The organism is Ruegeria sp. AWH4_226, assembly GCF_056159225.1.
Map to the genome: position 1 here is coordinate 1,425,913 of NZ_JBSWUU010000001.1, position 25,483 is coordinate 1,451,395.

The following is a 25,483-nucleotide window of genomic DNA, read 5'->3' on the forward strand; positions in this document are numbered from 1 at the left end:
TTGAGGTTCGCCATTTTCCTTTGTGCCAAGCGTCGGGTTCCCTCAGCCTGACCAAAACGGATCGGGTGATCAGTCGAGTTCGGCCTCAGATTGCTGACGGCGCCACAACTGCGCATAGCGACCTTCACGTTGCAGCAAAACATCATGCGGGCCTTGTTCAATAATTTCACCCTGCTCCAGCACGACAATTACGTCCGCCTCGGCAATCGTGCTGAGCCGATGCGCGATTGTCAGCACCGTGCGCCCTTCCCCGGCCCGCGCCAAAGCGTCCTTGATGTCTTGCTCGGTATCCGTATCCAACGCCGAAGTTGCCTCATCCAGCAACAGGATCGGCGGGTTCTTCAACAATGTACGGGCAATGCCGACCCGCTGTTTTTCACCGCCCGACAGCTTCAACCCCCGTTCGCCGACCTTGGTGTCGTAGCCTTCGGGCAATGACACGATAAAATCATGAATTTGAGCGGCTTTGGCCGCCGCCTCGACCTCATCCTGCGTGGCTCCGTCGCGGCCATAAGCAATGTTGTAGCGGATCGAGTCGTTGAACAGCACGGTATCCTGCGGCACCACGCCAATGGCGGCGTGCAGGCTGTCCATAGTCACGTCGCGCACATCCTGCCCGTCAATCTTCAACGCCCCGCCCGTTACGTCGTAGAATCGGAACAGCAACCGTCCGATGGTGGACTTACCCGAACCTGTCGCCCCCACGATGGCAACTGTCTGACCTGCAGGCACGGTCAATGAGATGCCCTTCAATATCTCACGGTCAGCATCATAGCCAAAATGGACAGCGTCCAGGGTCACTTCACCGCCGTTGACCACAAGATCCGATGCGCCGGGCTTGTCAGTGACCTCAGCCGGTTGTTCCAGCAAATCAAACATCTGCCCCATGTCGACCAGCGACTGGCGGATTTCCCGGTACACCGTACCTAAAAAGTTCAGCGGCACAGTGATTTGGATCATGTATGCATTGACCATAACAAAATCGCCAACCGTCAGGGATCCTTTCTGCACGCCGATGGCGGCCATCACCATCACCCCGATAAGTCCGCAGGTAATCAGGAAGGACTGACCGAAGTTCAAAAAGGCAAGCGAGTATGCCGTTTTCAGCGCTGCCCCTGCATAGGCCTTCATCGAAGTATCGTATCGTTGAGCTTCGCGCTGTTCCGCGTTGAAATACTTGACAGTTTCAAAGTTCAACAGGCTGTCGATGGCACGCTGGTTGGCCTCAGTATCCTGATCGTTCATTTCGCGTCGCAGCTTTACCCGCCACTCCGTTACCGCGAAGGTGAACCAGATATACAACCCGATCGTGACCGCGACGACGACCAGGTACCACACGTCAAACATCCACATTAGGATGATCGCAACCAGCAGCAGCTCAAGGATCAGCGGTCCAATAGAGAACAGCAGAAACCGCAAGAGGAACTCGACGCCCTTGACGCCACGCTCGATAATCCGGCTGAGCCCCCCGGTCCGGCGCGTCACGTGGTAACGCATTGATAGCTGGTGAATATGCTGAAACGTTTCCAGTGCCAGTGCACGTAAGGCCCGCTGACCCACTCTGGCAAACGCAGCATCACGCAACTGCTGAAAGCCAACGGTCATCATGCGCGCTACGCCATAAGCCACCGTCAGGCCGACGGCCCCCAAAGCCAGCGGTGGAACACCTTCGCCTGCCAGTCCGTCAACCGCGCCCTTGTAAAGGATCGGTGTGTAAACCGCGATGAGCTTGGCCAGAACCAGCATCGCCATGGCAATTACGACCCGGTGTTTTACCCAAGGTTCATCCTCGGGCCAAAGATATGGCGCGACCTTTCGAACCGTGCGCCAGCCGGACTGACGCTCGTCAACTTCTGGAAGGTCATTTGAATTCATCAAGGCTATCGTCTTATCACGTTTCAGATCTGCGTTCAGAGATAGCCCAGGCCTATCAAAGGGCCAAGGGTTCGGGGCTATTCAGGTATTGTGAAAATCTGGCCGGGATAGATCAGGTCCGGATCGCGGATCGAGTCCCTGTTTGCTTCGAATAGCCGGACATAGAGGATGCCGTCGCCGAACCGTTCACGCGAAATGGCCCACAATGTGTCGCCCCTTTGTACGGTCACCGACCGAATAGGTGCTGCATTTGGGTCTAAGGTGTCCTCATCCGTCGCCTCGGCAGCACGCAGGATATCAGGCGATTCCCGTTTGAACGGGGTTTCCAGGCGGCTGACCACGGTCCCATCTGCACCAACCTCATCCACGCGCAGGGTATAGACGCCGGGTTCTACGCCTTCCAACTCGCTACGCCATTGGCCGTCATCCGCCGGAGACTGGTCATCCACTAGCCGGTTGTTGAGGTACAGGCGCACAACTGAGCCATCAGGCACCCGCCCAGTCAACTCGACTTCGCCCGCGTCGGAATAGCCGATCGTGTCCAACGCAACCTGATCCGGGGCTTGCGGCAGGCTGGTCGGCCCCTGTACCAATTCGACGCCATCCTCACCCGAGCGCAAGATGGTCACCCTTTGATCCGTCGCGTCTGGCGCCTCAGCAACTTGTGGGGGCTCATCCTGAACCGGCTGGCCCTCAGTTTCGGCTGTTTCGGGCTGGTCCGGTTCCGCGACCTCAGCACCATCGGTTGTATCTGCTTCAGCAACGGTGCTTTCGGCCGTTTCTGTGGTTGACCCGGGTTCCTCTGTCAGCTCCGGTTCCGGCAACGCTGCGATTACGTAATCGTCCGAGCGCGCAGGTTGATCACCCTGCGTTTCCAACGAAAGGCCACGTGCCCGGTCGGAAAAGGGGATCGAAACGAACTCCGCAAACTGGCCGCTAGCATCGACTGTAAAGCTGTGTACCGACTCACCATCCAGCAAAACGTTCACCTCGGCACCCGGCTCGCCAGAGCCGGATAGAACCGCAGCGCCATCCGGTTCGACAAAAATCTGATCCAGCAACAGTGTCACTTGCGGTGCAGCGTCGTCCTGCGTGATGTCCTCAGGCGGGGTATCGGATGCCTGCTCATTCGCGTCAGGTGTTGTTGGTTCTTCGTCTGCCGGGTCGGTTGGAACTGGTTGGGTGCTGCCGTCTTCGGATTGCGCGGCAACTTCGGCCTCTGGCCCGGACGCGTCCGGGCCGCCACCGATCATGCCGGACAGATACAATCCACCGGCCCCGACAACAACCGCAATACCGGCGATCAAGCCCCAGACAAAAGTTCCTGAGCTTCCGCTTCCCGACTCGGCGTTCATTTTTTTCCTTTCACTCCGCAGCGCAAGTGCTTTGACCATAACACATTCTGCCTGACGGTTGAGCCAATCTATCAATCCCGCTATCAGGGGTCAAAACCTCAGGCGCAACCCCGGAGAGCGATCACAATGTCTCAGAAATCTGTTTGTGTGTATTGCGGGTCACGAAATGGCACCAATTCCACCTATGCCGACGCCGCAAGAACATTCGGGACAATGCTGGCGCAAGAAGGGTGGCGGTTGGTCTACGGAGCGGGGGACGTTGGCCTTATGGGCGAGGTTGCCCGTGCCGCCCAAGCCGCCGGGGGCGATACCTTTGGCGTTATCCCTGTTCACCTGTTGCAACGCGAGGTTGGCAAGACCGACCTGACCCGTTTTGTGGTCACGGAAACCATGCATGAACGAAAAAAAGTCATGATCATGAACGCGGACGCCGTGGTCGTCCTTCCGGGTGGGCCAGGGTCACTGGACGAACTTTTTGAGGCACTGACATGGCGGCAGCTTGGCCTTCACGACAAACCGATTCTGGTGATGAATGTGGACGGATATTGGGACGCGTTGCACGAGCTTGTTCAGCGTGTCATCCACCAAGGCTTCGCAGATGGGTCGCTGGCCGAGTTTATCACATGGGTCGATGATCCGACATCGGCGATGTCTACGCTGCGGAGCTATCTGACCTAATGGGATTGTGATCGACCGCGTGCCGCTCGACTGCGATCAGACCGCAAGACCCGTGCGATTTTTCAGCAGGTTTTCAACCTTGTACAAAGGGTGATTGGTCAGGGACTTGTCGACCTCGGCCACAACTTTGGCCAGTACGTCGCTGTGCAGACGTCGGCGCAGCAGGCCCAACACGTGCGGGCTTGCGACCAGAACCAGCTTGTTGAAAGCACCCTTCGGGCCATTTCGGTTCAGCAGGTTGGCGACGTCTTGCACAAAGAGGGATTTGGCGTGGATTTTCCAGTTGGGCTGTTCCATCGCGGATATTTGAGGCCGCCCGGTATCCATGCCTTTCTCTGCTTGGTCAGTGCCCCCAGCGCGCGTATCCCGTTCCTCAAGCGGGACAACGACCAGATTGGGGTCTTCGGCATCGGTAACGTTCTCAACAAACAGCGCCTTTTCTCCGTCGGAAATGACAACCCAAGTTCCCTGTTCAAGTGCGACCATCACGCCCTCCGTTTTTTAACTGTATGGCCATCGCGTTTGCATCACATCAGGCTCGACTTTTCCACGCACGCCGATGCGTTGCGCGTTACCTGAATGGAATTTTATGTATAGCGGAACTCTCCCCCCGCTTAACCTAAGGTAAGCATTGCCGGGCCGCGTACAATCCCGTCTCAGAATGAAACTGCTCTCATCGGCAGGTTTTTTCCTGTCAGTCAAAGGGGCATTTTGGCTGCTCAACATACAAACCAATTGCACTGTGTTCCTACAGTGACAGCGCCCTCGCGTTTATTTCAAACCATGGAGGCGAATTTTCGCACAAAAAAAGCCCGCCAGCGTTTCCGCCAGCGGGCGCTGAACAACCCCGGTTGGGCCAGAATTACATCCGCGAAGCGACGTTTTCCCAGTTCACCAGATTGTCGAGGAAGTTCGACAGGTAAGCCGGACGCTTGTTGCGGAAATCAATGTAATAAGAGTGCTCCCACACGTCGCACCCCAGCAGCGCGGTCTGGTTGAAGCACAGCGGGTTCACGCCATTCTCGGTCTTGGTGACAGCCAGCGAGCCATCAGCGTTCTTGACCAGCCACGCCCAGCCCGAGCCGAACTGACCGGCACCAGCGGCGCTGAACTGCGACTTGAACTCGTCAACCGAACCGAAGCTTTCGGTCAGAGCTTTTTCCAGCTCACCCGGCATGGCGTTGTCGCCCGGGCCCATCATCTCCCAGAACTGGTTGTGGTTCCAAAGTTGGCTGATGTTGTTGAAGATACCATTTTGCGCGACGGCCGACTTGTCGTAAGTGCCAACGATGATTTCTTCCAGCGACTTGCCGTCCCACTCGGTCCCGGCGATCAGCTTGTTGCCGTTGTCCACATAGGCCTTGTGGTGCAGGTCATGGTGATATTCCAGCGTTTCCGCGGACATGCCCTTGGCTGCCAGCGCGTCATGTGCATAAGGAAGATCAGGAAGTTCAAAAGCCATCTCGGCCCCCTGTAAAATAAAAGTTGCGGTTCCCAAGGGTTAAATGCTTTGGCTGCCGCCGTAGGTCAAGGGGCGAGACAAGAAAACCCGGAGGTCCGCGATGCTGACACAGGCGCGCAAGATGTTCTACCGCGCCCGCGGATACTATGCGGGCAACCTGAACGGCGAACCGTTCCATCTTGATCCCTATCATTCGAAATTCTGGCGCAAAGCCTCAGCCGGTGCATGGGAGCCGGAGACATTTGCCGTACTGGATCAGCACCTCAAACCCGACAACGACTATCTGGATATCGGTGCCTGGATCGGGCCTACGGTCCTCTACGGTGCCCGGCGCGCACGTCATGTCTGGTGCTTTGAGCCCGACCCTACAGCGTTCCGCTATCTGGCGTGGAACCTGGACTTGAACAACATCCACAATGTCTCTGCCTTCGGAGTTGCCTTATCAGATCGCTTTGGCGTGGCGCGTATGGCCTCGGTTCGCGGTGAGCCGGGAGACTCAACCAGCTCACTGCTGTATGACGGGGCGCACGGGACCGATGCACTGACCATTGCCTGGGACCAGATTGAGGCAGCAAACGATCTGTCCAAGGTTTCGCTGGTCAAGATGGACATTGAAGGGGCGGAATTCTCTGTTACGCCTACCCTGTGCGCTTGGCTGAAAAAACAGAGGCCTGCCCTGCTCCTGTCTCTTCATGCACCTATGCTACGAGAACACGAGCGACGCGAACGTGTTGCGGCGTTATTGGACGCGCTGAGTTTTTACGCGGACCTTTCGGATGACAAAGCGCGACCTCTTAAGGCTTCGGACTTGCTGACGAACGAGGCGCTAAACCGGTTCCACACGATCCTCTTGCAAGGGTAGAACAACTGGATTTCTGTTCTTCTTTAACGTGACGTTCTGCTTGCACCCTTAAGATGTATCAGTTTGATTGTTTGCATCAAAAATTACGACCAACTGGACTAAAATGAAAAGAAAATTACTGGCTATTGCCACCGCGATGTTTGCACAAACGGCTTCTGCAGAAACGATTACCTATCACTGCAAGATGACCAAGCAAGATGCTCATGGCTGGATTGCACCAGAGTATGGCTTCCAGATTGACCCCGCCGCGACTTCGGCGATGGCGGCAAGCTCTAATCACGATTGGACGTCAGCCACACTAAAAAATCGCGGCGCCAAAGGGTATCGCATAATCTGGAACCTCGATCAAAGAATGGTCGCCGGTGGCAATGTCCGCGTTCGCTACCAAGCGAACCTAAAAACATCCGACAACACTGTTACCGTGCGTACGGCTTTTGTGCAGGGAAATTTTGCAAACAAGCCTTTTGGGGCCGGGATATGTTCCGCAGCAAAGTAAGTGAAAGCCCCGGCGGAACCGAGGCTAATGTTTTCAATCAGTAAAACCCAACTTCGCTGCCCGGCTGCGCCGCGACCTTCAGCAGCTTGAACACATAATCCGCAGCCGACCGGAAACAGACGACGCGGAACGTCTCGGCATCGTCCATCCAGAATGCGCCTGCCACTTGTGCCAAACGCGAACGGCGAATTTGACCGGGCTGGAATGCGTCAGGCGACAGATCGACCGGTGCCAGTTTACCCAGCACTTCGCGCGCATTGGGTCCGGAAACACGGAATACTGCCCGTGCGTCCGAGACGTTCACCGCCAATGCGTGGATTCCACTCAGCGCGCCCGCGATGTCGGCGACCTTGGCGTTCACTTCGGCGTAGGGCACAAGCACAAGCAACTCGTCCGGTGACATCCAGCAAACACCAGTGTCGCCCTTGACCAGAGCCTCACGCTGACCGGGTACTATTTGGCCAGTGGCATCCTTTACGGCTTTGGCCAATACCTTGTCAGACAAGTCGCCACGTAAGGTTATCATGCCCTGCAGGCCGCATTCCTCGACCTTTGCGATGCCTTCATAGCTGGCGTGATTCAGTGCGCTGATGGGTTCAGACATTCTGCTTCTCCCCGTCTTTGTCATAGAAGATCGGGTCCACGATCTTGGCTTTGTAGGTTTTGCCATCAGTACCGGGGAATTCGACAATCTCACCCATCCGGTCGGGGCCATGCTTGATCAGGCCCATTGCGATACCACGGTCTAAATTGGCTGAGTAATAAGTCGAGGTCACACGCCCGATCATGTTGCGCTGACCATTGGCGTTGACGCCCGAGCCGACTGCGTAAGCTCCGTCAGGGATGACAGAACCATCCACAGTCTCCAGACCGACCAGTTTCCAGCGGTCGGGGTCGGCCATGTGGGTGCGCGAATGGGCGCGTTTACCGAGGTAGTCCTCTTTCTTTTTGGACAGCGCCCAGTGCAGCCCCAGATCCTGCGGGATCACTGTGCCGTCGGTCTCGTCCCCGATCATGATAAAGCCTTTTTCGGCCCGCAGGATGTGCAGACACTCGGTACCGTAGGGCATCACGCCGAACTCTTTCCCGGCCTCCATCAGAGCGTTCCAGAACGCCTGACCCTGTGACGCGGGAACCGCGATTTCAAAGGACAGCTCACCTGAGAACGAGATGCGGTACGCGCGGCAGTCAAAGTCACCGATCTTACCATCACGCCACTCCATGAACGGCAGCGCATCCTTGCTGACATCCATACCGCCCAGCTTTTCCAGAACCTTGCGGGCGTTGGGGCCAACCACCGCGACCTGAGCGTATTGCTCGGTCACGTTGGCGACATAGACCTTCCAGTCCCACCACTCGGTTTGCAGCCACTCTTCCATATGGGCGTGGATACGTTCGGCTCCGCCCGTGGTTGTGTGACACAGCCACGTATCCTCGTCGATCCGGGCAACGACGCCATCGTCGATCAGGAAACCGTTTTCCGAACACATCAGGCCATAGCGGCATTTACCGACCTTCAGCGTGGACATCATGTTGGTGTACATCATGTCGAGGAACTTGCCGGCATCCGGGCCTTTGACAATCAGTTTGCCCAGCGTCGACGCATCCAGCAGGCCAAGGTTCTCGCGCGTGTTCTTCACCTCGCGATTCACGGCATCATGAACGGATTCACCTGGGCGAACGTAGGCATATGTTCGGCGCCAGTGGCCAACAGGTTCCCAATCCGCGCCGTTCTTGTCATGCCAGTCATGCATCGGAGTCCGGCGGATCGGCTGGAACACCTCACCGCGCGCCTCGCCGCCAATCGCGCCCATGGAGATCGGCGTATACGGCGGGCGGAACGTGGTGGTGCCAACCTTGGGAATTTCTGCATCCAGCGCATCAGCAAGGATCGCCAGCCCATTGATATTGCTCAACTTGCCCTGATCGGTCGCCATGCCCAGAGTGGTGTAACGTTTGGTATGCTCAACGCTCTCGTACCCTTCGCGCGCAGCCAGTTGGACGTCAGAGACTTTGACATCGTTCTGGAAATCCAGCCACGATTTCATGCGCAGGCCGATCTCGGCATTGGCGGGCATCAGCCAGACCGGCTCCATCGCGGCCTCAGACATGCTTTCGCCTTTTGGCGCTTTGGTGCTTTTTGGTTTGAACCCGGCGGCTTTGGCCGCAGCTTTGCCTGCCGCGTCAGCGTCGGTCAGAACCTCGGGCAATGCCAGAGGACCGTTTGAGCTTCCAGCGGCCAGAACAAACCCCTCGCCATTCGCACCCAGCGGAGGGCGCGACGGGTCGGGCCGGAAGTGCGCCTGCGCCTCATCCCAGATCAGTTTTCCGCCGCAATGCGACCATAGGTGCACGACCGGAGACCAGCCACCCGACATGGCAACAGCGTCGCACTCAACCTCTTCGCGTGCGCCACCGATCCCCTCCTGATTGCAAATCGCAACCTTCTTGACACGCTTGCCACCTTTGACCTTTGCGATGGCTTTACCGGGGTCGACCCGGATGCCAAGTGCGCGCGCCTCTTCTGCCAAAGGACCGGCTGTCGGACGCGCATCCACGACACGCAATACGTCAACTCCGGCCTGTTTCAGGATGATCGCTGTGCGGTAGGCGTCGTCATTGTTGGTGGCGACAATCACCCGCTCACCCGGAGTGACGCCCCAGTTCACGACATAGTCGCGCATGGCCGAGGCCAGCATCACACCCGGCACATCGTTGCCCGCAAAAGACAACGGACGTTCGATCGCGCCGGTTGCGGTGACGACCTGCTTCGCGCGAATGCGCCACAGGCGGTGACGCGGGCCTTGCGTACCGGGCGCATGATCGCTCAGGCGTTCGTATCCCAGCACATAGCCGTGGTCATAGACACCCGCCCCCATGCAGCGATTGCGCATCGTCACGTTGTCCATTGATTCCAGTTCGGAAACCAATTCCTCCACGAACTTATCCACAGAGTTGCCACCAATTGTGCCGCCATCCACAGGGGCACGTCCGCCCCAATGCGCGGTCTGCTCAATCAGCAGAACCTTGGCACCGGACCCGGCCGCAGTCTTCGCCGCCTGCAGACCGGCGACACCGCCGCCGATCACCAGGACATCGGTGAAGGCGTAGAAATGTTCGTAAGTGTCCGCGTCACGACTTTCCTTGTCAGGCGCCTTCCCCAATCCTGCAGATTGACGAATGAACGGCTCATAGACATGTTTCCAGAACGGCTTGGGGTGGATGAACGTCTTGTAATAGAAACCCGCAGGCAGGAACCGGGCCAGCGCGGTGTTCACCGCACCGATGTCATATTCGAGGTTCGGCCAATGGTTCTGCGAAACCGCTGTCAGACCGTTGAATAATTCGGTCGTTGTGGCGCGCTGGTTCGGTTCGAACCGGTTCCCCTGCCCCAGACCAACCAGCGCGTTCGGCTCTTCTGCGCCGCTGGCGACCACACCACGCGGACGGTGGTACTTAAACGACCGACCCACCATCATCTGATCATTGGCCAACAGTGCCGAGGCAAGCGTATCGCCCTCATAGCCCTGCATTGAGTTGCCGTTGAAGGTGAAGGTGACCTTTTTCGACCGGTCAATCAGCCGGCCTTGTTTTGCGAGACGGGTGCTCATATTGCGGACCTTTCGCAGGCGGAATTACGGATGGCGGCGCGGATCATTCAAACTCTCTCCAGGACCAGCCGGGGCGCTTGGCGGTAATCGCGTCCTTGATGTCTTGCGGGGGTTCCGTTGTCTGTGCCGGGTAGGTTCCATACACTTCCAAGGTTTCCGTGTCGCGCGCAGCAATGAACCACTTGCCGATGCCATAGGCATGCAGCCAAAGTTCGAAATGCACGCCCTTGCGGTTTTCACGAACGAACATGTAGGTTTCAAAGTCCTCGTCAGAAGACCCCGGGCCAAAGCGTTTCCGATGCGCTTCGCCACCACAATGAAGTTCGGTTTCATCCAGCATAGCACCGGTGAACGGGCATTTGAGTGTCAGCATATCGCAGTCTCCTTTTCGAAGCAGGAGCAATAAATCGAGGTGTAGGTGCAGAGCGACGACATCAGTGCGCCACCCCTGCGGCTACGCTTTCGTCGATAAAGCGGCCCTCTTTGAAACGGTCCATCGTGAAGGCTTCGGTCAGAGGTGAATGGCCGGTCGCCATCAATTGCGCCATCCCCCAGCCCGAGCCCGGAATGGCCTTGAACCCGCCTGTCCCCCAACCGCAGTTGATGAAGCAATTGCCCAACGGCGTCGTCGACAGGATGGGGGAGCGGTCGCCGGTCATATCCACGATCCCGCCCCACTGGCGCAGCATCTTCAGGCGCGAGATCATCGGGAAGGTTTCGACAAGTGCCCGCACGGTTTCCTCGATATGGTGGAAGCTGCCGCGCTGGGTGAAATTGTTGAACCCGTCAGTGCCGCCGCCGATCACCATCTCGCCCTTGTCGGACTGAGACATATAGCCATGAACAGTGTTGGCCATCACGACCACATCCATGCATGGCTTGATCGGTTCGGACACAAGCGCCTGCAGCGCCACAGACTCCAACGGCAGGCGGAAGCCCGCCATCTCGGCCAACTGGCCGGAATGACCCGCAACAACGATACCCAGCTTTTCGCAGTCAATCGCGCCCTTGGTGGTATCGACGCCGACGACGCGGCCGTTTTCCGACCGAACACCGGTGACTTCGCATTTCTGGATAATGTCCATCCCCATGGCCGAGCACGCACGGGCATAGCCCCAGGCGACCGCATCGTGACGCGCTGTACCGCCGCGTTCCTGCCACAACGCCCCCAGAACCGGATAGCGGGGACCGTCAATATTGATGATCGGCACCAATTCCTTGACGCGTTCGGGCCCGATCCATTCGGTCTTGACACCTTGCAAGGCATTGGCGTGCGCCGTGCGCTGATAGCCGCGGATTTCATGCTGAGTCTGCGCCAGCATCATCACGCCGCGCGGGCTGAACATGATATTGTAGTTCAACTCCTGGCTTAGATCTTCGTACAAACCGCGCGCCTTTTCATACAGCGTCGCCGAAGGGTCCTGTAGGTAGTTCGACCGGATGATGGTCGTGTTCCGGCCCGTGTTTCCGCCGCCCAACCAGCCTTTTTCGATAATGGCGACATTCTGGATACCGTAGTTCTTTCCCAGATAATAAGCGGTCGCCAAACCGTGCCCCCCGGCACCGACGATAATAACGTCGTACCGCTTCTTTGGTTCGGGCGAGCGCCATGCGCGCTCCCATCCGGTGTGATAGCGCAGAGCCTCCCGCGCCACAGCAAAGGCTGAGTAGTGTTTCATGAGCGAATCCATCCGGTTCGGTAATTGGCGCAGATATGCAGCGTGTGAACAGTTTACCCGTGCCGGACAACGCCACAATATCGAACTATTGCGACATGGTGCCCATTATTGCGCAATCTGAACGGCTCGCGGCCATTTGTCCCTTTTTTCGGCGGGCCTGGAGGTCTAAGTCAGGGCAGCCATATCGGAGAAGCCATGTCGTTCCTGGTCGTAACAATTTTTAGCGCGGTGCTGATAGCGGCGGTATTGGGCTTTTCTTTGCTGCGCGCCCGAAAATCGCGCGAGCCTGCTGCGGCCTACGACATGCGTGTCTACCGTGAACAGTTGGCAAGCGTGGACAAAGATTTGGCCAGAGGGGTCATCAGCGAGGCCGACGCTGACCGGGTGCGCACAGAAATCTCTCGTCGCATTCTGGCCGCTGATGCGCAGATGCAGACTGCCAGCCAGGAAACGGGGCCGCCACGCTGGGCGAGCCTGGCTGCGTTTTCCATAGTTGCGCTTGTCGTGGTGGGCGGGGCTATCGTGATGTATCAGCAGATTGGCGCCGCCGGACGGCCGGACCTGCCTCTGACCCTGCGCGTCGAACAGGCTGAAACCCTCCGGGCTGAGCGCCCCAGCCAGGCCGAAGCCGAGGCTGCAACCCCGCCCGCGCAACTGCCGCAGTTGGATGAAAATTATGCAAACCTACTTAGCCAGTTGCGCGAGACCGTGGCTGCACGTCCTGATGATCTGCAGGGCCACATCCTTCTGGCCCAACATGAGGCCAACGCAGGAAACTTCCCTGCGGCCTACAAAGCCCAGCAACGCGTGATCGAACTGTCGGGCGAAGCGGCACCTGCAGATGCCTATTCATACATGGCAGAAATGATGATCCTATCCGCCGGTGGCTATGTCTCGCCCGAGGCGGAAGAGGCGCTGAGACAGACGCTCAGCCGCGATCCTCGCAATGGCCCGGCGCAATATTACCTCGGACAAATGATGGTCCAGGTGGGCCGCCCGGACATCGGTTATCGGATCTGGGTTGACGCGCTGCGCAACGCGCCCGCCGATGCCCCGTGGGCTGACGCGATCCGCGAGCAGCTCGACGAACTGGCCTTCCGTGCGGGCATCTTCAACGCACCGGATATTCCTGTCGCATCCGGCCCCAGTCAGGATGACATCGACGCCGCCGCCGAACTCAGTTCCGAGGAGAGGCAAGAAATGATCCTCGGAATGGTCAACCAGCTTTCCGATCGCCTAGCCACCGAAGGCGGACCGCCGCAAGACTGGGCACGGTTGATCGCAGCGTTGGGCGTTCTGGGCGAAGGGCAGCGCGCCATCGATATCAAAAACGAAGCCATGGACGTTTTTGCCGGCGATGCAGACGCCCTCGAAATAATTGACGCCGCCGCATTTCAGGCCGGAATCGCGCAATGATTTACAACGACTTCGAAGAGTTCGCAGCGGCACTGCCGCCGATGACAGCGTTGATCGGGTTGGATTTGGGCGAAAAGACAATTGGTGTTGCCGTCTCGGATCGGATGCGCGGCGTGGCCAGCCCATTGGAAACCGTGCGGCGCAAGAAATTCACCCTCGATTCCGCTCGCCTGCTTGAGATCATCGCCGACCGCGAGATAGGTGGCGTCATTCTGGGCCTGCCAAAAAACATGGACGGCACCGAAGGTCCAAGGTGTCAGTCCACCCGCGCATTTGCCCGTAACCTGTCGCGCCTGACCGAAGTTTCCATTGGTTTCTGGGACGAACGGCTTAGCACGGTTGCGGCAGAAAAGGCACTGCTTGAGGCGGATACGACACGAAAACGTCGCGGACAGGTTATCGACCACGTCGCTGCCGGTTATATTCTGCAAGGAGCGCTGGATCGGCTGCGCTTTCTGTAATGGGCGGAGTACGTCGATGACGAACATGGTTTGGAAACGGAACGAGGTCGAAAGCCCTTGCGTCCAACTGTGCGTCGTACATCCGGTCGAACGGATCTGCACAGGCTGCTACCGCACCTTGGACGAAATCTCGCGCTGGTCCAAGATGGACAGCGCCGAACGCGCTGAAATCATGGAAGAGCTGCCATCGCGCAAGCCTCGTCTGGCCAAACGCCGTGGCGGTCGCGCGGCGCGCCAGAAACAGTCATAGCCAGAATCGCGGATAGCAGGTTGTCCCGACCGGCGCCGCTGCAGGTTTGTCTGAACTTCGAGGGGAAAGTTCGTAACACTTGTGCTGAGTGAGTGGCAGCCCACAGCGGCGCTTTCGATGTGTATTCCGCCGAGTGGTAGATCGGAAGAATGCAAGTGACGTAGACTTTTTCGACCCACCGATCAATAATCGGAAAGCTCACCGATCGGTAAACCTTGCGTGAGTGTCATGCGCCCCTTCATCCTGCGGCCAGCCAAGACTTGGCATTCTCGAAGTCTTCGGATGCAAAAAACTGCGTTCGCGCTCCCAGGATGTGGCTGGCTGCCCTTTGTGCCATCCGCTGCCATGCCTTGTCGCCGACAATGGCCGCGCGATCCAGCAGGCCGACATGCTTTCGGACCAGTTGAAAATGCGATGCGAGCGCCGTGAGCCCCTGCCAGCCATCAAACTCACGCAGATCAACCAACAAACGAAACGCAGCCTTGCCTTGCAAGATGTTGTCCATGTCCAGCTCAGCCCGTGTGTATTCCTCGGGGTCGAGTTTCCCCAGCAGGCTGACCTGAATACAAGAGCCGCCCAGATCGATCACGTGGATCGCGCCCAGCGACTCGCGCATCCAGCGGCGCGCTGCTTCCAGTTCGGACAGTTCAAAAACCTGAACGGGGCATGGCAGGATCGGAGCAGCCAGGCGGACGCTGGTTTGCACCCAGCTCTGATCGGCAGCGACCGCGATACGGTCGAACCCCCGCCAATGACTGAGACCAAGTTTTGTATCCGCCCAGGCTGCACCAAAATCATAGCCCTTGAATTCCGGCTGTACCACGGCCAGCAGACGTACCGTGTCATGCTCAGCCAAAGCGGCCTCGATTGCGGGCACCAGAACCGTGGTGTAATCGTTGCTGCTGACCTCTCCGGACAGTTCGACTTCGATCAGCGCGCCGTCAGAGCTTGTGTGAACAGTAATCATCGAAAACACCTCCAAACCTTAAAAATGGCAGAAGGTTAGGCGGTTTCGATCCATTCGGCCACTCCCCCGGCGCATTCCGGGCGGAAATAGGCGATCATTCGTCCCTCTGCCCCAGCCGAGGCATTGCTACCCCACGGGGCCACCCCGTGCAGGCAATGGCGGTGCAACACATAGGACTCGCCCGGTTTCGCGGGAAGTTCTATGCGGGGGCAAGTGTCGAACACCTCGCGCCGCGCGGCTTGGTAGATGTCGGTCACATCAACTTCATGCAAACTGCCCCGCACGTGTCCGTCCAGCGCGCGTTGAAAGGCGGCCCGCAGGATTTTATGGCTGCCCTCCCACAAAACCATGGGGGCTGCGTCTTTGCTGGCGTCATTCAACGGAATGCCCAGTATCCAGGCGTGGGGTTCATCGACGCGCCGCCGACGGTCTGGCCCCATCGGCCTGAGCCCGTCAACATGAGCCGCATCGCGCTTTAACCGATACCGCCCGGCACCTTCGCTTTCGCCGCGCCGTGGGCGCGGATAACCCGGATAGATGACCGAGACCTGACCCTTGTGCAATGGAAGGGTGCCATACTGCTCGGTCAAGAACCTCATGGCCTGTCCGGACAGCGGTGCTGAATGTCCCACCCTGCCCTGCGAGTCGTTGTCCAGCGCATCAACACCGATGAACCACGTCCCCTCGCAGTCGAGCCATTGAGCATGTGCCGGGTCGGTGACAGACTTGCGCGCTGCGGGCAATGCATGCCCGACCCAGTCCGCCAGCACCGGATCGTAGGGAAACTTGACCCAGCCCTTTTCGTCAAAATCACTCATAGACCCAACGCCTTTCGCAACATGTTCAGTGCGACCAGCGTCAGGAACACAGCAAAAACTCGCTTTAGCGGTTTGGGGTCCATCGCATGGGCCAGCTTAACCCCCCATGGCGCAGTGATCGTGGTCATGGCCACAACAATCATAAAGGCGACCAAATTGACCGCGCCGATGGTCAGGGGTGGGCGATGTTCCGGCGCGATTTCCAGAAACAAAAAGCCCAAGACCGAGGGCACCGCGATGATCACGCCGAACCCTGCCGCTGTGGCAACTGCCCGATGAATGGGCGTATTGAACAGGCTCATGAGCGGCACACCAAAGCTGCCGCCCCCGATCCCCATCAGCACCGAAAGAAACCCCACCATCGGCGACAGAACCGCGCGGCGGATACCTTTGGGCATGGCATCGCCCAGACGCCACTCGGACTTGCCCAGCCCGAGATAGGCACCGATGACCATCCCCAACACACCGAACAAAGCTTGCAAAGCCTCGGTCCGTAATGCCGATGCCACCAAAACACCGATGATCGCACCAATCGCGATCCCAAGCCCCCAGCCGCGCAGAATATCCCAATCCACTGCGCCCTTCTTGTTATGCGCCAAAACCGAGCGGATCGACGTGACAATGATCGTCGCCAGTGACGTCGCCAAACACAGTTGCATCAATTGCGGACCACCGTAGCCCAGCGTTTGGAAGGCATAGAAGAACGCCGGCACCAGAACGATACCCCCGCCGACCCCAAGTAATCCGGCCAGCACACCCGCCAGCGCCCCGATTACAAGCAAAAGGCCCAGCATCTGGGCCAGCAACATCGTCTCGGGCATTCTTCCCCCATACCGGCCCTTGGCCGTATCTTAGTTCGTTCAAACCTCAGCCAAAGGCGCAACGTGCTCTAACGCTTGCATCATCACCTCGGGCCCTGCGCCCTGATGCACGGCACCCTCGGACAAGGCCCGGCGCCACGCCCGCGCACCGGGACGCCCGGCGAACAGGCCCAACATATGACGGGTGATCTGATGCAAACGGCCGCCCGCGGCAAGGTGTGCTTCGACATAGGGCACCATTTTTTGAACAACTTCAATCGGGTCCGTCGCCTGACCGTCTCCGAAGATCACAGGATCGGCCGCGGCCAGAATATCGGTTGGCTGGTGATACGCGGCGCGACCGATCATGACACCGTCCAGCCCGGCCTCAAGATGCGTACGCGCCTGTTCCAAGGACGTAATCCCACCGTTGATCGAGATATGCAGATCGGGAAACGCCGTCTTCATCCGATGCACCAGATCGTAGTCCAAAGGCGGAATGTCCCGGTTCTCTTTCGGGCTGAGACCTTGCAGCCAAGCCTTGCGGGCATGAATCGTCACCCGTTCGCAACCTGAAGCGCGGATCTGTTCCAGAAATGCGGGCAGAACCTCATCCGGGTTTTGCTCATCCACGCCAATGCGGCATTTGACGGTGACGTCGACATCCACCGCCTCACGCATTGCAGCGACACATTCCGCGACCCGGGCGGGATTTTTCATTAACACCGCCCCGAACGTGCCAGATTGCACCCGATCCGAGGGGCAGCCGCAGTTCAAGTTGACCTCATCATAGCCAGCATCGGCCCCAAGCCGAGCCGCCTGCGCCAGTTCCTGAGGGTCCGATCCGCCCAACTGCAAGGCGACAGGGTGTTCTTGCGGGCTGTAGTCCAACAGGTGCATCGCACCACCGCGAACAAGTGCAGGCGCAGTCACCATTTCGGTGTATAGCAACGTCTGCCGGCTGAGCAGCCGATGCAGATACCGGCAGTGCCGATCAGTCCAATCCATCATCGGGGCGACGGATAGGCGCGCAGACTTGAGGACAGTGAGGTTTTCGGTCGAATACCCACGTGGTTCAGTGTCTGACGGTGTGGGCATGGCTGGTTACCGGTATAGGTTCAAAAATTGTTTGGGCAGCGTCGCGGACGGGATACTGTACTAGGTCAAGTTCCGCAACTCACGAACGGGTGCTGTCAGCGTGGAAAACCCGCCTTCAGTCATGCGGCGCTCTGTGGTCGGACTGACCCTGTTTCATTGGTTTCGTGACTCAGTCCTAAACGGCTCAAGGCTGTCGCTGAAATACTCGATGAATTCCAGCGTAACCAGGGATGGCTGCTTTAGCACTGGTCGCACCAACGAAAGAGTATGGGTCAACACCGGCTTGAATGGTCGATAGCTTAACCCCCGCCCCTTGTACTGGATGGCGTCCAATTCACTTACGATGGAAACACCAACGCCCTGAATCGCCAGCTCACAGGCCGCAGTGAACTGTCTGACTTCGATATGAGAGTTCAGAGCGACATTGGCGGCCTGGAACGCCTTTGAAATACGTCCGAAAAATTCGCTGTCGCGCCGGGTGTGGATAATGTTCTGATCTGCAAGGTCCGCCGGCGTGACTTCCGACAGGTTTTCCAGCTCATGATGTGATGGGAACACGCAGACGGTTCGCACGTCTATATCTCGGTTTTCAACGGCTGGATGACCATTGAACCCATCGGTGATTCCAAAGTCATATTGCTCACCAATCATCCATTCCAGAATGCGCTCTGGCCTGTCTGGTTCAATCGTCATGGTGACGGCTGGCCGGTCTTTCAGAAATCTGGCGACGACCCCCGGCAGGTGGCTGGTGGCAAACCCGGGCAAACAGGCAACACGGATATGCCCCGCCTTTCGTCGCGTAATGTCCTGGCTGACATCTGAAATCTGGCCCATCAATTCCAGCACACGTTCGACGCTGGGCTGCAAATACCGTACCTCTTGGGTTGGTACCAATCGGCCCTCGCGCCGATCAAACAGCTGAAAACCAAGCGATTTTTCGAGGTCTGACAGCAATCGGCTAACCGCGGGCTGACTGACCCCCAGATCAGCCGCCGCCGCCGTGACCGAGCCATTGGTGGTTACGGCCATCAAAGCCTCTAACTGACGAATTCTAAGAATTTGACTCATCCCCAATCCAAATCTGCCACTTGACGACATAACATTATGTTATTTTTTTATCCAGTAGAATGGGCTTGAATTATATTTCTGTAACGTTAACGTCGTAAAATCGTCATGTGTGCCGTTTACGCGTTGCGGTCGGTATTCAACGAAGCATCACACCCGATGCATGGGAGGAATCATGAAAAAGAATCTGCTTGGCGCTCTTGCCGTAACAACTGCCTTGTCCCCAGTGGCGGCAATGGCGCAAACCGAAGTTCAGTTCTGGCATGCCTTCACCGGCCGCCTGGGTGAACTTGTGAAAGCTCAGGTTGAAGAATTCAACGCCAGCCAGGATGAGTTCGTCGTGGTCGAAAGCCACAAGGGCAATTACTCGGAAACACTGAATGCAGGCATTGCCGCGTTCCGCGCGGGTGAGCAGCCGCACATCCTGATGGTTTTTGAGGTTGGCACCGCAACGATGATGTCAGCCGAAGGCGCGATCAAGCCGGTCTATGAGGTGATGGCGGAAAGCGGTGCGTCGTTTGACCCCGATGCCTATATCGGCGCTGTCAAAGGCTACTACACCACCACCGATGGCGACATGTTGTCCCTGCCCTTCAACTCTTCGACCCCGGTGCTTTGGGTCAACCGCGACGCGATGGAGGCTGCGGGCGTCGATCCTGACACCGATCTTTCCACCTGGGAAAAAGTCGGCGAGGTTCTTGATCAGCTCAAGGCCGGAGGTGAGGAATGCCCGCTGGTCACTGCATGGCAAAGCTGGATCCATCTTGAGAACCTGTCAGCGTACCACGATGTTCCCTTTGCATCGCAGGACAACGGTTTTGCGGGTCTGGATACCGAGCTGATGCTCAACGGTCCGGTTCAGGTCGCGCATCTGACGGCGATGGGCGATTGGGCCAAGGATGGGAAGTTCATCTACACCGGTCGCAGAAATGAAGGTGGCGCAAACTTCCGGGCCGGGGAATGCGCGCTGTTCACCGAAAGCTCGGCCGGGTATGCCGGTATCAGCTCGGAAGCTGAGTTTGCGTTTGACGTGCGTCCATTGCCATACTGGGAAGCAGTCGTGAGTGAGCCGCAGAACACCATTATCGGTGGTGCCTCACTATGGGTGATGGAAGGCCACGAAGCTGACGAGTACAAGGGCGTTGGTGAATTCCTCAGCTTCCTGTCATCGTCGGATGTTCAGGCGGCATGGCACCAGAACACCGGTTACCTTCCGATTACAGCCGAAGCTGGTGAAGCCACGCGAGCCGCGGGTTTTTATGACGAAAACCCCGGCACCGATATCGCCGTGATCCAGATGACCGCAAAAGAGCCGACGGCAAATTCGAAAGGTCTGCGTCTGGGGTCGTTCGACCAGATCCGCGGCATCATCGACGAAGAGCTTGAGGCCATCTGGTCCGGTGAAAAGACCGCTCAGGAAGCAATGGACAGCGCAAAAGAACGCGGTGACGCGCTGCTGCGCCGGTTCGAATCCGCCAATTAACACAACGCAATTCGGTGCGGGCTCTTCGGAGCCCGCATTTCTTAGTGGGACATCAGGATGGAAAAACGCGTCACCTTTCGCGGCTGGCTTTTGCCATTGGCGCTGATCGCCCCTCAGGTCATCATTTCCGCTGTTTTCTTCTTCTATCCCGCAGGACAGGCTGTTTGGCAGTCCTTGTTCATCCCTGACCCGTTTGGGCTATCGTCCCAATTCGTCGGTCTGGGCAACTTTGAGTTCCTGCTGAGCGATAAGTTCTACCGCGCATCCTTCGTGACGACTGCGATTTTTTCAACGCTGGTCACCTTGTGCTCGATGATCCCCGCCTTGTTTCTGGCGGTCATTGCGGATCGCCTGGTCAAAGGGTCGGGCGTATACCGTACGCTGCTTATCTGGCCCTACGCCGTCGCCCCTGCGGTTGCTGGCGTGCTGTGGCTGTTCATGTTCAACACGCGCGTCGGCGTCGTGTCATGGTATCTTGGTCAACTCGGCTATGACTGGAACCACGTTCTGAACGGGACCGAAGCCATGGGCCTTGTAGTTGTCGCCTCGGCCTGGGGGCGTATCAGTTATAACTTCCTGTTTTTCTTCGCCGCCCTCCAGTCCGTCCCGAGATCGGTGATCGAGGCCGCCGCAATTGACGGTGCGCATTTCTGGCGCCGGTTCTTCACCATTGTGCTGCCGCTGCTGTCCCCCACGGCGTTTTTCCTGCTGGTGGTGAATGTCGTCTATGCCTTCTTTGAAACCTTCGGTGTGATCCACACGATCACAGGTGGTGGGCCACAACAGTCGACGACCATTCTGGTCTACAAGGTCTTCTCGGATGGATTTGTGGGGCAGGATCTTGGGTCATCTTCGGCGCAGTCGGTTATCTTGCTGGTCGTAGTCGGCCTGCTGACCGTCATCCAATTCAAATACGTGGAAAAGAGGGTGCATTACTGATGGCCGCCCAACAACACGGAATGGTCGAAAAGCGCGGTATGGGAATCTGGCTGACCCATGCCCTGATGATCCTTGGCGTTCTGATCATCTTCTTCCCAATCTGGCTGGCGTTTGTGGCGTCAACCGTAACGCAGCCAGAAATCGTCTCACCGCCTATGCCGCTGCTGCCGGGTGATCAGTTCTGGGAAAACTACAAGGCCGCGCTGTTTTCTGGCGTGAATGTCCCTGTTGCGACGATGCTGTTCAACAGCCTGGTGATGGCCATTGGGATCGCAGTGGGCAAGATCATCATCTCACTGCTGTCAGCGTTTGCGATCGTCTATTTCCGCTTTCCGGGGCGAAACACGTTTTTCTGGCTGATCTTCCTGACCCTCATGCTGCCGGTCGAAGTGCGGATCGTCCCAACATTTGAGGTTGTGGCGGGGTTCGGCATGCTCAACAGCTATTACGGGCTGATCTTTCCCCTGATCGCCTCGGCCACGGCAACCTTCCTGTTCCGCCAGTTTTTTCTGACAATCCCGGATGAGCTGGCCGAGGCTGCCCGGGTGGACGGTGCCCGCCCGATGCGATTCTTCATTGATATCGTGGTACCCATGAGCCGGACCAATATCGCGGCTCTGTTCGTGATCCTGTTTATTTATGGATGGAACCAATATCTTTGGCCGCTGCTGATCACGACCGATCCTGAAATGAACACCATCGTGATGGGCATCAAACAAATGTTCCCCTCTGGCGACGATGTGGCGGAATGGCCGGTCATCATGGCCACATCGATCCTGGCGATGATCCCCCCGGTGATCGTAGTGGTGTCGATGCAAAAGCTCTTTGTCCGCGGCCTTGTCGATAGCGAGAAGTAAGAAATGGCGACAGTAACCCTAGAGAATGTCAAGAAAAGCTTCGGCCCGACGGATGTTATTCATGGCATCGACATTGATGTGTCAGATGGCGAGTTCATCGTGATCGTTGGCCCCTCGGGCTGCGGAAAATCCACGCTTCTGCGGATGGTGGCTGGTCTCGAAACCGTATCATCCGGCGAAATCCGGATCGGGGCGGAACGGGCCAATGACAAAGAGCCAATGGACCGTGACATCGCGATGGTGTTTCAGAACTATGCGCTCTACCCGCATATGTCCGTGCGCCAAAACATGGGCTACGGCCTGAAGATCGCCGGGTTGCCCAAGGCTGAGATTGATCAAAAGGTGACCGAGGCCGCAAAACTGTTGCAACTGGAACCTTTGCTGGACCGCAAGCCCAGACAGCTTTCCGGTGGCCAACGCCAGCGGGTTGCGATGGGCCGGGCGATTGTCCGCGAACCGGCTGTTTTTCTGTTTGATGAACCGCTTTCAAACCTGGACGCCAAACTGCGTGTACAGATGCGTCTTGAAATCCGAGAGCTGCAGGAAAAGCTGGGGATCACCTCGCTATACGTGACGCACGATCAGGTCGAGGCCATGACAATGGCCGACAGGATGATCGTGATGAACGGCGGTATTGCCGAACAAATCGGCACGCCACTTGAGGTTTATGAGACCCCGCAAACTCTGTTTGCTGCGCAATTCATCGGTAGTCCGGCGATGAATGTGTTTGATGCGCATCGTACGCATGGTGTGATCAGGATTGGCGATATCGCGGTCGGCCCCTCTCAGGGTCCCGATACTGCGTTAAAACTGGGGATACGGCCGGAGCATCTATTGCTGGATGAAAACGGTCCGCTTGAGGTCGCGGTTCAAATGGCCGAACCCTTGGGGGCAAACACCCTGTTTCATGGCCACCTGACCGGAACAAAAGGCGCGATCACGATTAGCCTTCCAGGCGTGCATCTGGTCGAGGGCCATCATTCAACACTGCGCTTCACGGTCGCGCCAGAACATATGCATCTGTTCGATGCCACATCCGGAAAAAGGCTGGAAAGCTGATGGCGTTCCCGCAGGTCGAGGCATTTCGCGGCGGTGAAAACCTGATCCGTGTCGTGGGCCATCGCGGCGCGCGCGGCGTTTTGCCCGAAAACAGCATGATCGGGTTCGACTTTACACTGTCGATTGGCGTTCCCCTGCTTGAGTTTGATGTGGTCCTAACGGCGGACAACGTGCCGGTCATCACGCATAATCACCACCTCCACGCCCCGACATTCCGCGATGCTGACGGCCAGTTCCTTATCGGAGAAGAGCCCAAAGTCTCCTCTCTGACGTTCGAGCAAATCCGCAAGTTCGATATTGGCCGATTGGATGGCAAGACAGCCTATGGTCAGCGTTTTCCGGATCAGGCCCAGTTGGACGGGGTGCGGGTTCCAAAACTTCTAGACCTGCTCGATCTCATCAACGTACCCAAACACGGCAATGCCTATCTGATGCTGGAACTCAAGTCGGACCCTGACTTGGCTCATGACACATCGTACAGAGAAAGCTTTGTCGGGCGTATACTCCGCGATGTTCGGGGCACTGGCTTATCGTCGCGTACGATTATGCATAGTTTCGATTGGAATCTGCTGGCGGAATGCCAGCGACAGGCTCCGGATCTGCCAGCGTCTTATCTGACGCAGCTTCCGGAAAACACTGATGATCCGGGCGAAGATTCATCGAAAACCATTTGTCCAGATTTTCGCGGTCGTCGTGATGACATCCCTCATTTGGTTAAAGACGCAGGGGGGGCGTTTTGGTGCCCTTACTTTGCGGATGTGACAGCTGAAAGCGTGGCGCTTGCCAAGGACCTTGGGCTGTGCGTCGTGGTTTGGACGGTAAACGAGCCGGAAGATATCAGCAGGATGATTGATCTGCGCGTGGATGCAATCGTGACCGATTATCCGGGGCGGGTACAACGGCATCTGTCGGATTTAGGTATGGATTGGCAGACTGCATAGCCAGTGCAGGTTTTTCAGAATTGAACTCGCGGATGTTAACGTAACCGTGCCACCGCGGAGGATCTTGGCTCGCATAGGCCGCAAGAGGGCTAATTCTACTTTTGAACGCCATAGCGGCTGATCATCATTTCAACGCTGCTTTCTATGGTCTCCGCCATCTCGGCCTCGCTCAAAACCGCGCCAGTGAACAAAAGTGGCCAGAAGGCGCGCGCCTTGATGAGGCCAATAAACTCGTGCCCCGCTTGTTCCGGGTCGTCGATCCGTAGCTGGCCATCCTCCGCCGCGTCCCGTAGCATGCCGATGAACGCCGCGGTCTTGTCCAGCTTGCTTTGCGCTTCGGCGGCTAAGGCCGGACTGCGCAAAGTTTCGCTTATCACCATTCGGGCCATCGCGATCACTTCCGGCATCATCAGGATACGTCCTTCGGCCCAGGCAAGCGCGGTCAGTTGTTCACGGATATCACGGCCTTTTTCATACCGTATTTCGACCACTTCGGCAAAGCGGCTGGACAGCTCGACCACGATGGACTGAAACAGGTTTTCCTTGCTTTCAAAATACTTATAGAGCGTTCTTTTGGACACCTCTGCCCGTGCCGAAATGCGATCCATACTGGCCGCAGCAAAGCCCTTATCCTGGAACTCGGCCACGGCTGCTTCAATGATCTGCGCGTATTTGGACGCGTTCGGAGCACTGCACACCGTCATGTCAAAGCTATAGACCTATTGACGAATGATGGTCAAACACCAAGTAAACGTATGAGTTTACAGTGATGGCTTTTTGTGTCACTAGTAAACGCGCCAGTTTACCGATTCAGGTAGCCAGCCCAACACGGAGAGTCCTCTCATGGCATTGACATTAAAATTAAATGGCGAGACCCACACGGTTGACGCCGAACCCGGCACACCCCTGCTATGGGTTATCCGGGATGAATTGAAGCTGACAGGAACGAAATTCGGCTGCGGCGTCGCCTCGTGCGGCGCGTGTACCGTGCATCTGAACGGCGAGCCTGTCCGCTCATGCCAGACCTATATTGAAGACGTTGAAGACGCAGAAATCACCACAATCGAAGCCGTTGGTCAGGACAAGATCGGCGCAGCGGTTCAACAGGCCTGGGTCGAGTTGGACGTAGTTCAGTGCGGCTACTGCCAGTCCGGTCAGGTGATGTCCGCAGTCGGGCTGCTATCCGAAAACCCCAAGCCTTCGGTCGAAGAAATCGACAGCTATATGTACGGCAACGCCTGCCGCTGCGCCACTTATCAACGCATTCGCGCCGGTATCCAGCGCGCGTCCGAAATACTGGAGGCCTGATCC

At 57.5% G+C, this 25,483-nt stretch carries 26 protein-coding genes; 12 read left to right on the forward strand and 14 right to left on the reverse strand.

The window, feature by feature from the left end:
- Positions 1-69: 69 nt before the first annotated feature.
- Together ACXAET_RS06935 and ACXAET_RS06940 are read right to left on the reverse strand one after the other, a co-directional pair.
- Complete coding sequence (locus ACXAET_RS06935) at positions 70-1,875, reverse strand: ABCB family ABC transporter ATP-binding protein/permease (RefSeq protein WP_475183126.1); 1,806 nt, start codon at positions 1,873-1,875, stop codon at positions 70-72.
- A 77-nt stretch (positions 1,876-1,952) separates the two neighbouring features.
- Positions 1,953-3,230 carry a LysM peptidoglycan-binding domain-containing protein gene (locus tag ACXAET_RS06940; protein ID WP_475183130.1) on the reverse strand — a complete coding sequence of 426 codons (1,278 nt, stop codon included), beginning with the start codon at positions 3,228-3,230 and terminating at the stop codon, positions 1,953-1,955.
- Between the two features lie 126 nt (positions 3,231-3,356).
- Here ACXAET_RS06940 and ACXAET_RS06945 point away from each other — a divergent pair, with 126 nt between their 5' ends.
- Complete coding sequence (locus ACXAET_RS06945) at positions 3,357-3,908, forward strand: LOG family protein (RefSeq protein ID WP_475183132.1); 552 nt, start codon at positions 3,357-3,359, stop codon at positions 3,906-3,908.
- 36 nt (positions 3,909-3,944) lie between these two features.
- On the opposite strand, the gene ACXAET_RS06950 is transcribed toward ACXAET_RS06945, so the two are convergent.
- Both ACXAET_RS06950 and ACXAET_RS06955 read right to left on the reverse strand, forming a co-directional pair.
- A complete protein-coding gene (locus ACXAET_RS06950) occupies positions 3,945-4,394 on the reverse strand; it encodes a baeRF12 domain-containing protein (protein WP_475183135.1) in 450 nt (149 codons plus the stop codon).
- A 376-nt stretch (positions 4,395-4,770) separates the two neighbouring features.
- Positions 4,771-5,370, reverse strand: a complete 600-nt coding sequence (locus ACXAET_RS06955) for a superoxide dismutase (RefSeq protein WP_068332099.1) — start codon at positions 5,368-5,370, stop codon at positions 4,771-4,773.
- A gap of 100 nt (positions 5,371-5,470) precedes the next feature.
- Between ACXAET_RS06955 and ACXAET_RS06960 the strand changes: the two genes are divergently transcribed.
- Both ACXAET_RS06960 and ACXAET_RS06965 read left to right on the forward strand, forming a co-directional pair.
- On the forward strand, positions 5,471-6,232 hold the full coding sequence (locus ACXAET_RS06960) for an FkbM family methyltransferase (RefSeq protein WP_475183137.1): 762 nt from the start codon (positions 5,471-5,473) through the stop codon (positions 6,230-6,232).
- Between the two features lie 67 nt (positions 6,233-6,299).
- Positions 6,300-6,728, forward strand: coding sequence for a hypothetical protein (locus ACXAET_RS06965; RefSeq protein WP_475183140.1), 429 nt, complete (start codon positions 6,300-6,302; stop codon positions 6,726-6,728).
- Positions 6,729-6,765: 37 nt separating this feature from the next.
- Here the strand turns inward: ACXAET_RS06965 and ACXAET_RS06970 are convergent, their stop codons facing one another.
- The 4 genes from ACXAET_RS06970 to ACXAET_RS06985 form a co-directional block, all read right to left on the reverse strand.
- Complete coding sequence (locus ACXAET_RS06970; RefSeq protein ID WP_475183142.1) at positions 6,766-7,332, reverse strand: sarcosine oxidase subunit gamma; 567 nt, start codon at positions 7,330-7,332, stop codon at positions 6,766-6,768.
- The gene (locus tag ACXAET_RS06975; protein WP_475183145.1) at positions 7,325-10,339 is read right to left on the reverse strand and encodes a sarcosine oxidase subunit alpha family protein; all 3,015 of its coding nucleotides are present in this window, start codon (positions 10,337-10,339) and stop codon (positions 7,325-7,327) included. The genes ACXAET_RS06970 and ACXAET_RS06975 overlap by 8 nt, the downstream gene beginning before the upstream one ends.
- Positions 10,340-10,382: 43 nt before the next feature.
- A complete protein-coding gene (locus tag ACXAET_RS06980) occupies positions 10,383-10,712 on the reverse strand; it encodes a sarcosine oxidase subunit delta (RefSeq protein ID WP_068332111.1) in 330 nt (109 codons plus the stop codon).
- Between the two features lie 61 nt (positions 10,713-10,773).
- Entirely contained in the window at positions 10,774-12,018 is a 1,245-nt protein-coding gene (locus ACXAET_RS06985) for a sarcosine oxidase subunit beta family protein (protein WP_475183150.1), read from the reverse strand.
- A gap of 195 nt (positions 12,019-12,213) precedes the next feature.
- On the opposite strand from ACXAET_RS06985, the gene ccmI reads away from it, so the two are divergent.
- The 3 genes from ccmI to ACXAET_RS07000 are packed head-to-tail and all read left to right on the forward strand — an operon-like array spanning position 12,214 to position 14,145.
- Entirely contained in the window at positions 12,214-13,434 is a 1,221-nt protein-coding gene (gene ccmI / locus ACXAET_RS06990) for a c-type cytochrome biogenesis protein CcmI (RefSeq protein ID WP_475183154.1), read from the forward strand.
- The gene (ruvX, locus tag ACXAET_RS06995; RefSeq protein ID WP_475183156.1) at positions 13,431-13,895 is read left to right on the forward strand and encodes a Holliday junction resolvase RuvX; all 465 of its coding nucleotides are present in this window, start codon (positions 13,431-13,433) and stop codon (positions 13,893-13,895) included. The genes ccmI and ruvX overlap by 4 nt, the downstream gene beginning before the upstream one ends.
- 16 nt (positions 13,896-13,911) lie before the next feature.
- On the forward strand, positions 13,912-14,145 hold the full coding sequence (locus ACXAET_RS07000) for a DUF1289 domain-containing protein (protein ID WP_475183161.1): 234 nt from the start codon (positions 13,912-13,914) through the stop codon (positions 14,143-14,145).
- A gap of 238 nt (positions 14,146-14,383) precedes the next feature.
- On the opposite strand, the gene ACXAET_RS07005 is transcribed toward ACXAET_RS07000, so the two are convergent.
- The 5 genes from ACXAET_RS07005 to ACXAET_RS07025 form a co-directional block, all read right to left on the reverse strand.
- Positions 14,384-15,112 (reverse strand): SpoIIAA family protein, encoded by a 729-nt coding sequence (locus ACXAET_RS07005; protein ID WP_475183166.1) that lies wholly within the window; start codon positions 15,110-15,112, stop codon positions 14,384-14,386.
- A gap of 35 nt (positions 15,113-15,147) precedes the next feature.
- Positions 15,148-15,930, reverse strand: a complete 783-nt coding sequence (locus tag ACXAET_RS07010; RefSeq protein WP_475183171.1) for a hypothetical protein — start codon at positions 15,928-15,930, stop codon at positions 15,148-15,150.
- The gene (locus tag ACXAET_RS07015) at positions 15,927-16,751 is read right to left on the reverse strand and encodes a sulfite exporter TauE/SafE family protein (RefSeq protein WP_475183173.1); all 825 of its coding nucleotides are present in this window, start codon (positions 16,749-16,751) and stop codon (positions 15,927-15,929) included. Before ACXAET_RS07015 ends, ACXAET_RS07010 begins: the two co-directional genes overlap by 4 nt.
- 39 nt (positions 16,752-16,790) lie before the next feature.
- Entirely contained in the window at positions 16,791-17,828 is a 1,038-nt protein-coding gene (gene dusA / locus ACXAET_RS07020; protein WP_475183176.1) for a tRNA dihydrouridine(20/20a) synthase DusA, read from the reverse strand.
- A 153-nt stretch (positions 17,829-17,981) separates the two neighbouring features.
- A complete protein-coding gene (locus tag ACXAET_RS07025; RefSeq protein WP_475183179.1) occupies positions 17,982-18,896 on the reverse strand; it encodes a LysR substrate-binding domain-containing protein in 915 nt (304 codons plus the stop codon).
- A 172-nt stretch (positions 18,897-19,068) separates the two neighbouring features.
- Between ACXAET_RS07025 and ugpB the strand changes: the two genes are divergently transcribed.
- From ugpB to ACXAET_RS07050, 5 genes are read left to right on the forward strand one after another with little or no spacing between them, the layout of a single operon-like run.
- Positions 19,069-20,376: a sn-glycerol-3-phosphate ABC transporter substrate-binding protein UgpB gene (gene ugpB, locus ACXAET_RS07030; RefSeq protein ID WP_475183180.1), complete on the forward strand. Its 1,308-nt coding sequence runs from the start codon at positions 19,069-19,071 to the stop codon at positions 20,374-20,376.
- Between the two features lie 57 nt (positions 20,377-20,433).
- Positions 20,434-21,315, forward strand: coding sequence for a sn-glycerol-3-phosphate ABC transporter permease UgpA (gene ugpA, locus ACXAET_RS07035; RefSeq protein WP_475183183.1), 882 nt, complete (start codon positions 20,434-20,436; stop codon positions 21,313-21,315).
- 20 nt (positions 21,316-21,335) lie between these two features.
- Entirely contained in the window at positions 21,336-22,172 is an 837-nt protein-coding gene (gene ugpE / locus ACXAET_RS07040; protein ID WP_475187149.1) for a sn-glycerol-3-phosphate ABC transporter permease UgpE, read from the forward strand.
- Positions 22,173-22,175: 3 nt separating this feature from the next.
- On the forward strand, positions 22,176-23,231 hold the full coding sequence (locus ACXAET_RS07045; RefSeq protein WP_475183186.1) for a sn-glycerol-3-phosphate import ATP-binding protein UgpC: 1,056 nt from the start codon (positions 22,176-22,178) through the stop codon (positions 23,229-23,231).
- Positions 23,231-24,172, forward strand: a complete 942-nt coding sequence (locus ACXAET_RS07050; RefSeq protein ID WP_475183193.1) for a glycerophosphodiester phosphodiesterase family protein — start codon at positions 23,231-23,233, stop codon at positions 24,170-24,172. The genes ACXAET_RS07045 and ACXAET_RS07050 overlap by 1 nt, the downstream gene beginning before the upstream one ends.
- Before the next feature lie 95 nt (positions 24,173-24,267).
- On the opposite strand, the gene ACXAET_RS07055 is transcribed toward ACXAET_RS07050, so the two are convergent.
- Positions 24,268-24,876 (reverse strand): TetR/AcrR family transcriptional regulator, encoded by a 609-nt coding sequence (locus ACXAET_RS07055; protein ID WP_068332149.1) that lies wholly within the window; start codon positions 24,874-24,876, stop codon positions 24,268-24,270.
- A 139-nt stretch (positions 24,877-25,015) separates the two neighbouring features.
- Between ACXAET_RS07055 and ACXAET_RS07060 the strand changes: the two genes are divergently transcribed.
- Complete coding sequence (locus tag ACXAET_RS07060) at positions 25,016-25,480, forward strand: (2Fe-2S)-binding protein (RefSeq protein ID WP_475183196.1); 465 nt, start codon at positions 25,016-25,018, stop codon at positions 25,478-25,480.
- Positions 25,481-25,483: the final 3 nt, after the last annotated feature.

What these genes read in the sequence shown, in the direction of transcription:
- ACXAET_RS06940 (WP_475183130.1), bottom strand. Translation starts at nt 3,230, where the DNA reads ATGAACGCCGAGTCGGGAAGCGGAAGCTCAGGAACTTTTGTCTGGGGC.
- ACXAET_RS07060 (WP_475183196.1), top strand. Translation starts at nt 25,016, where the DNA reads ATGGCATTGACATTAAAATTAAATGGCGAGACCCACACGGTTGACGCC.
- ACXAET_RS06945 (WP_475183132.1), top strand. Translation starts at nt 3,357, where the DNA reads ATGTCTCAGAAATCTGTTTGTGTGTATTGCGGGTCACGAAATGGCACC.
- ACXAET_RS06970 (WP_475183142.1), bottom strand. Translation starts at nt 7,332, where the DNA reads ATGTCTGAACCCATCAGCGCACTGAATCACGCCAGCTATGAAGGCATC.
- dusA (WP_475183176.1), bottom strand. Translation starts at nt 17,828, where the DNA reads ATGCCCACACCGTCAGACACTGAACCACGTGGGTATTCGACCGAAAAC.
- ugpA (WP_475183183.1), top strand. Translation starts at nt 20,434, where the DNA reads ATGGAAAAACGCGTCACCTTTCGCGGCTGGCTTTTGCCATTGGCGCTG.
- ACXAET_RS06955 (WP_068332099.1), bottom strand. Translation starts at nt 5,370, where the DNA reads ATGGCTTTTGAACTTCCTGATCTTCCTTATGCACATGACGCGCTGGCA.
- ACXAET_RS06960 (WP_475183137.1), top strand. Translation starts at nt 5,471, where the DNA reads ATGCTGACACAGGCGCGCAAGATGTTCTACCGCGCCCGCGGATACTAT.
- ACXAET_RS06985 (WP_475183150.1), bottom strand. Translation starts at nt 12,018, where the DNA reads ATGAAACACTACTCAGCCTTTGCTGTGGCGCGGGAGGCTCTGCGCTAT.
- ccmI (WP_475183154.1), top strand. Translation starts at nt 12,214, where the DNA reads ATGTCGTTCCTGGTCGTAACAATTTTTAGCGCGGTGCTGATAGCGGCG.
- ACXAET_RS06935 (WP_475183126.1), bottom strand. Translation starts at nt 1,875, where the DNA reads ATGAATTCAAATGACCTTCCAGAAGTTGACGAGCGTCAGTCCGGCTGG.
- ACXAET_RS07045 (WP_475183186.1), top strand. Translation starts at nt 22,176, where the DNA reads ATGGCGACAGTAACCCTAGAGAATGTCAAGAAAAGCTTCGGCCCGACG.
- ACXAET_RS07005 (WP_475183166.1), bottom strand. Translation starts at nt 15,112, where the DNA reads ATGATTACTGTTCACACAAGCTCTGACGGCGCGCTGATCGAAGTCGAA.
- ACXAET_RS07055 (WP_068332149.1), bottom strand. Translation starts at nt 24,876, where the DNA reads ATGACGGTGTGCAGTGCTCCGAACGCGTCCAAATACGCGCAGATCATT.
- ACXAET_RS07000 (WP_475183161.1), top strand. Translation starts at nt 13,912, where the DNA reads ATGACGAACATGGTTTGGAAACGGAACGAGGTCGAAAGCCCTTGCGTC.
- ugpE (WP_475187149.1), top strand. Translation starts at nt 21,336, where the DNA reads ATGGTCGAAAAGCGCGGTATGGGAATCTGGCTGACCCATGCCCTGATG.
- ugpB (WP_475183180.1), top strand. Translation starts at nt 19,069, where the DNA reads ATGAAAAAGAATCTGCTTGGCGCTCTTGCCGTAACAACTGCCTTGTCC.
- ACXAET_RS06980 (WP_068332111.1), bottom strand. Translation starts at nt 10,712, where the DNA reads ATGCTGACACTCAAATGCCCGTTCACCGGTGCTATGCTGGATGAAACC.
- ACXAET_RS07015 (WP_475183173.1), bottom strand. Translation starts at nt 16,751, where the DNA reads ATGCCCGAGACGATGTTGCTGGCCCAGATGCTGGGCCTTTTGCTTGTA.
- ACXAET_RS06950 (WP_475183135.1), bottom strand. Translation starts at nt 4,394, where the DNA reads ATGGTCGCACTTGAACAGGGAACTTGGGTTGTCATTTCCGACGGAGAA.
- ACXAET_RS07010 (WP_475183171.1), bottom strand. Translation starts at nt 15,930, where the DNA reads ATGAGTGATTTTGACGAAAAGGGCTGGGTCAAGTTTCCCTACGATCCG.
- ruvX (WP_475183156.1), top strand. Translation starts at nt 13,431, where the DNA reads ATGATTTACAACGACTTCGAAGAGTTCGCAGCGGCACTGCCGCCGATG.
- ACXAET_RS06975 (WP_475183145.1), bottom strand. Translation starts at nt 10,339, where the DNA reads ATGAGCACCCGTCTCGCAAAACAAGGCCGGCTGATTGACCGGTCGAAA.
- ACXAET_RS07025 (WP_475183179.1), bottom strand. Translation starts at nt 18,896, where the DNA reads ATGAGTCAAATTCTTAGAATTCGTCAGTTAGAGGCTTTGATGGCCGTA.
- ACXAET_RS07050 (WP_475183193.1), top strand. Translation starts at nt 23,231, where the DNA reads ATGGCGTTCCCGCAGGTCGAGGCATTTCGCGGCGGTGAAAACCTGATC.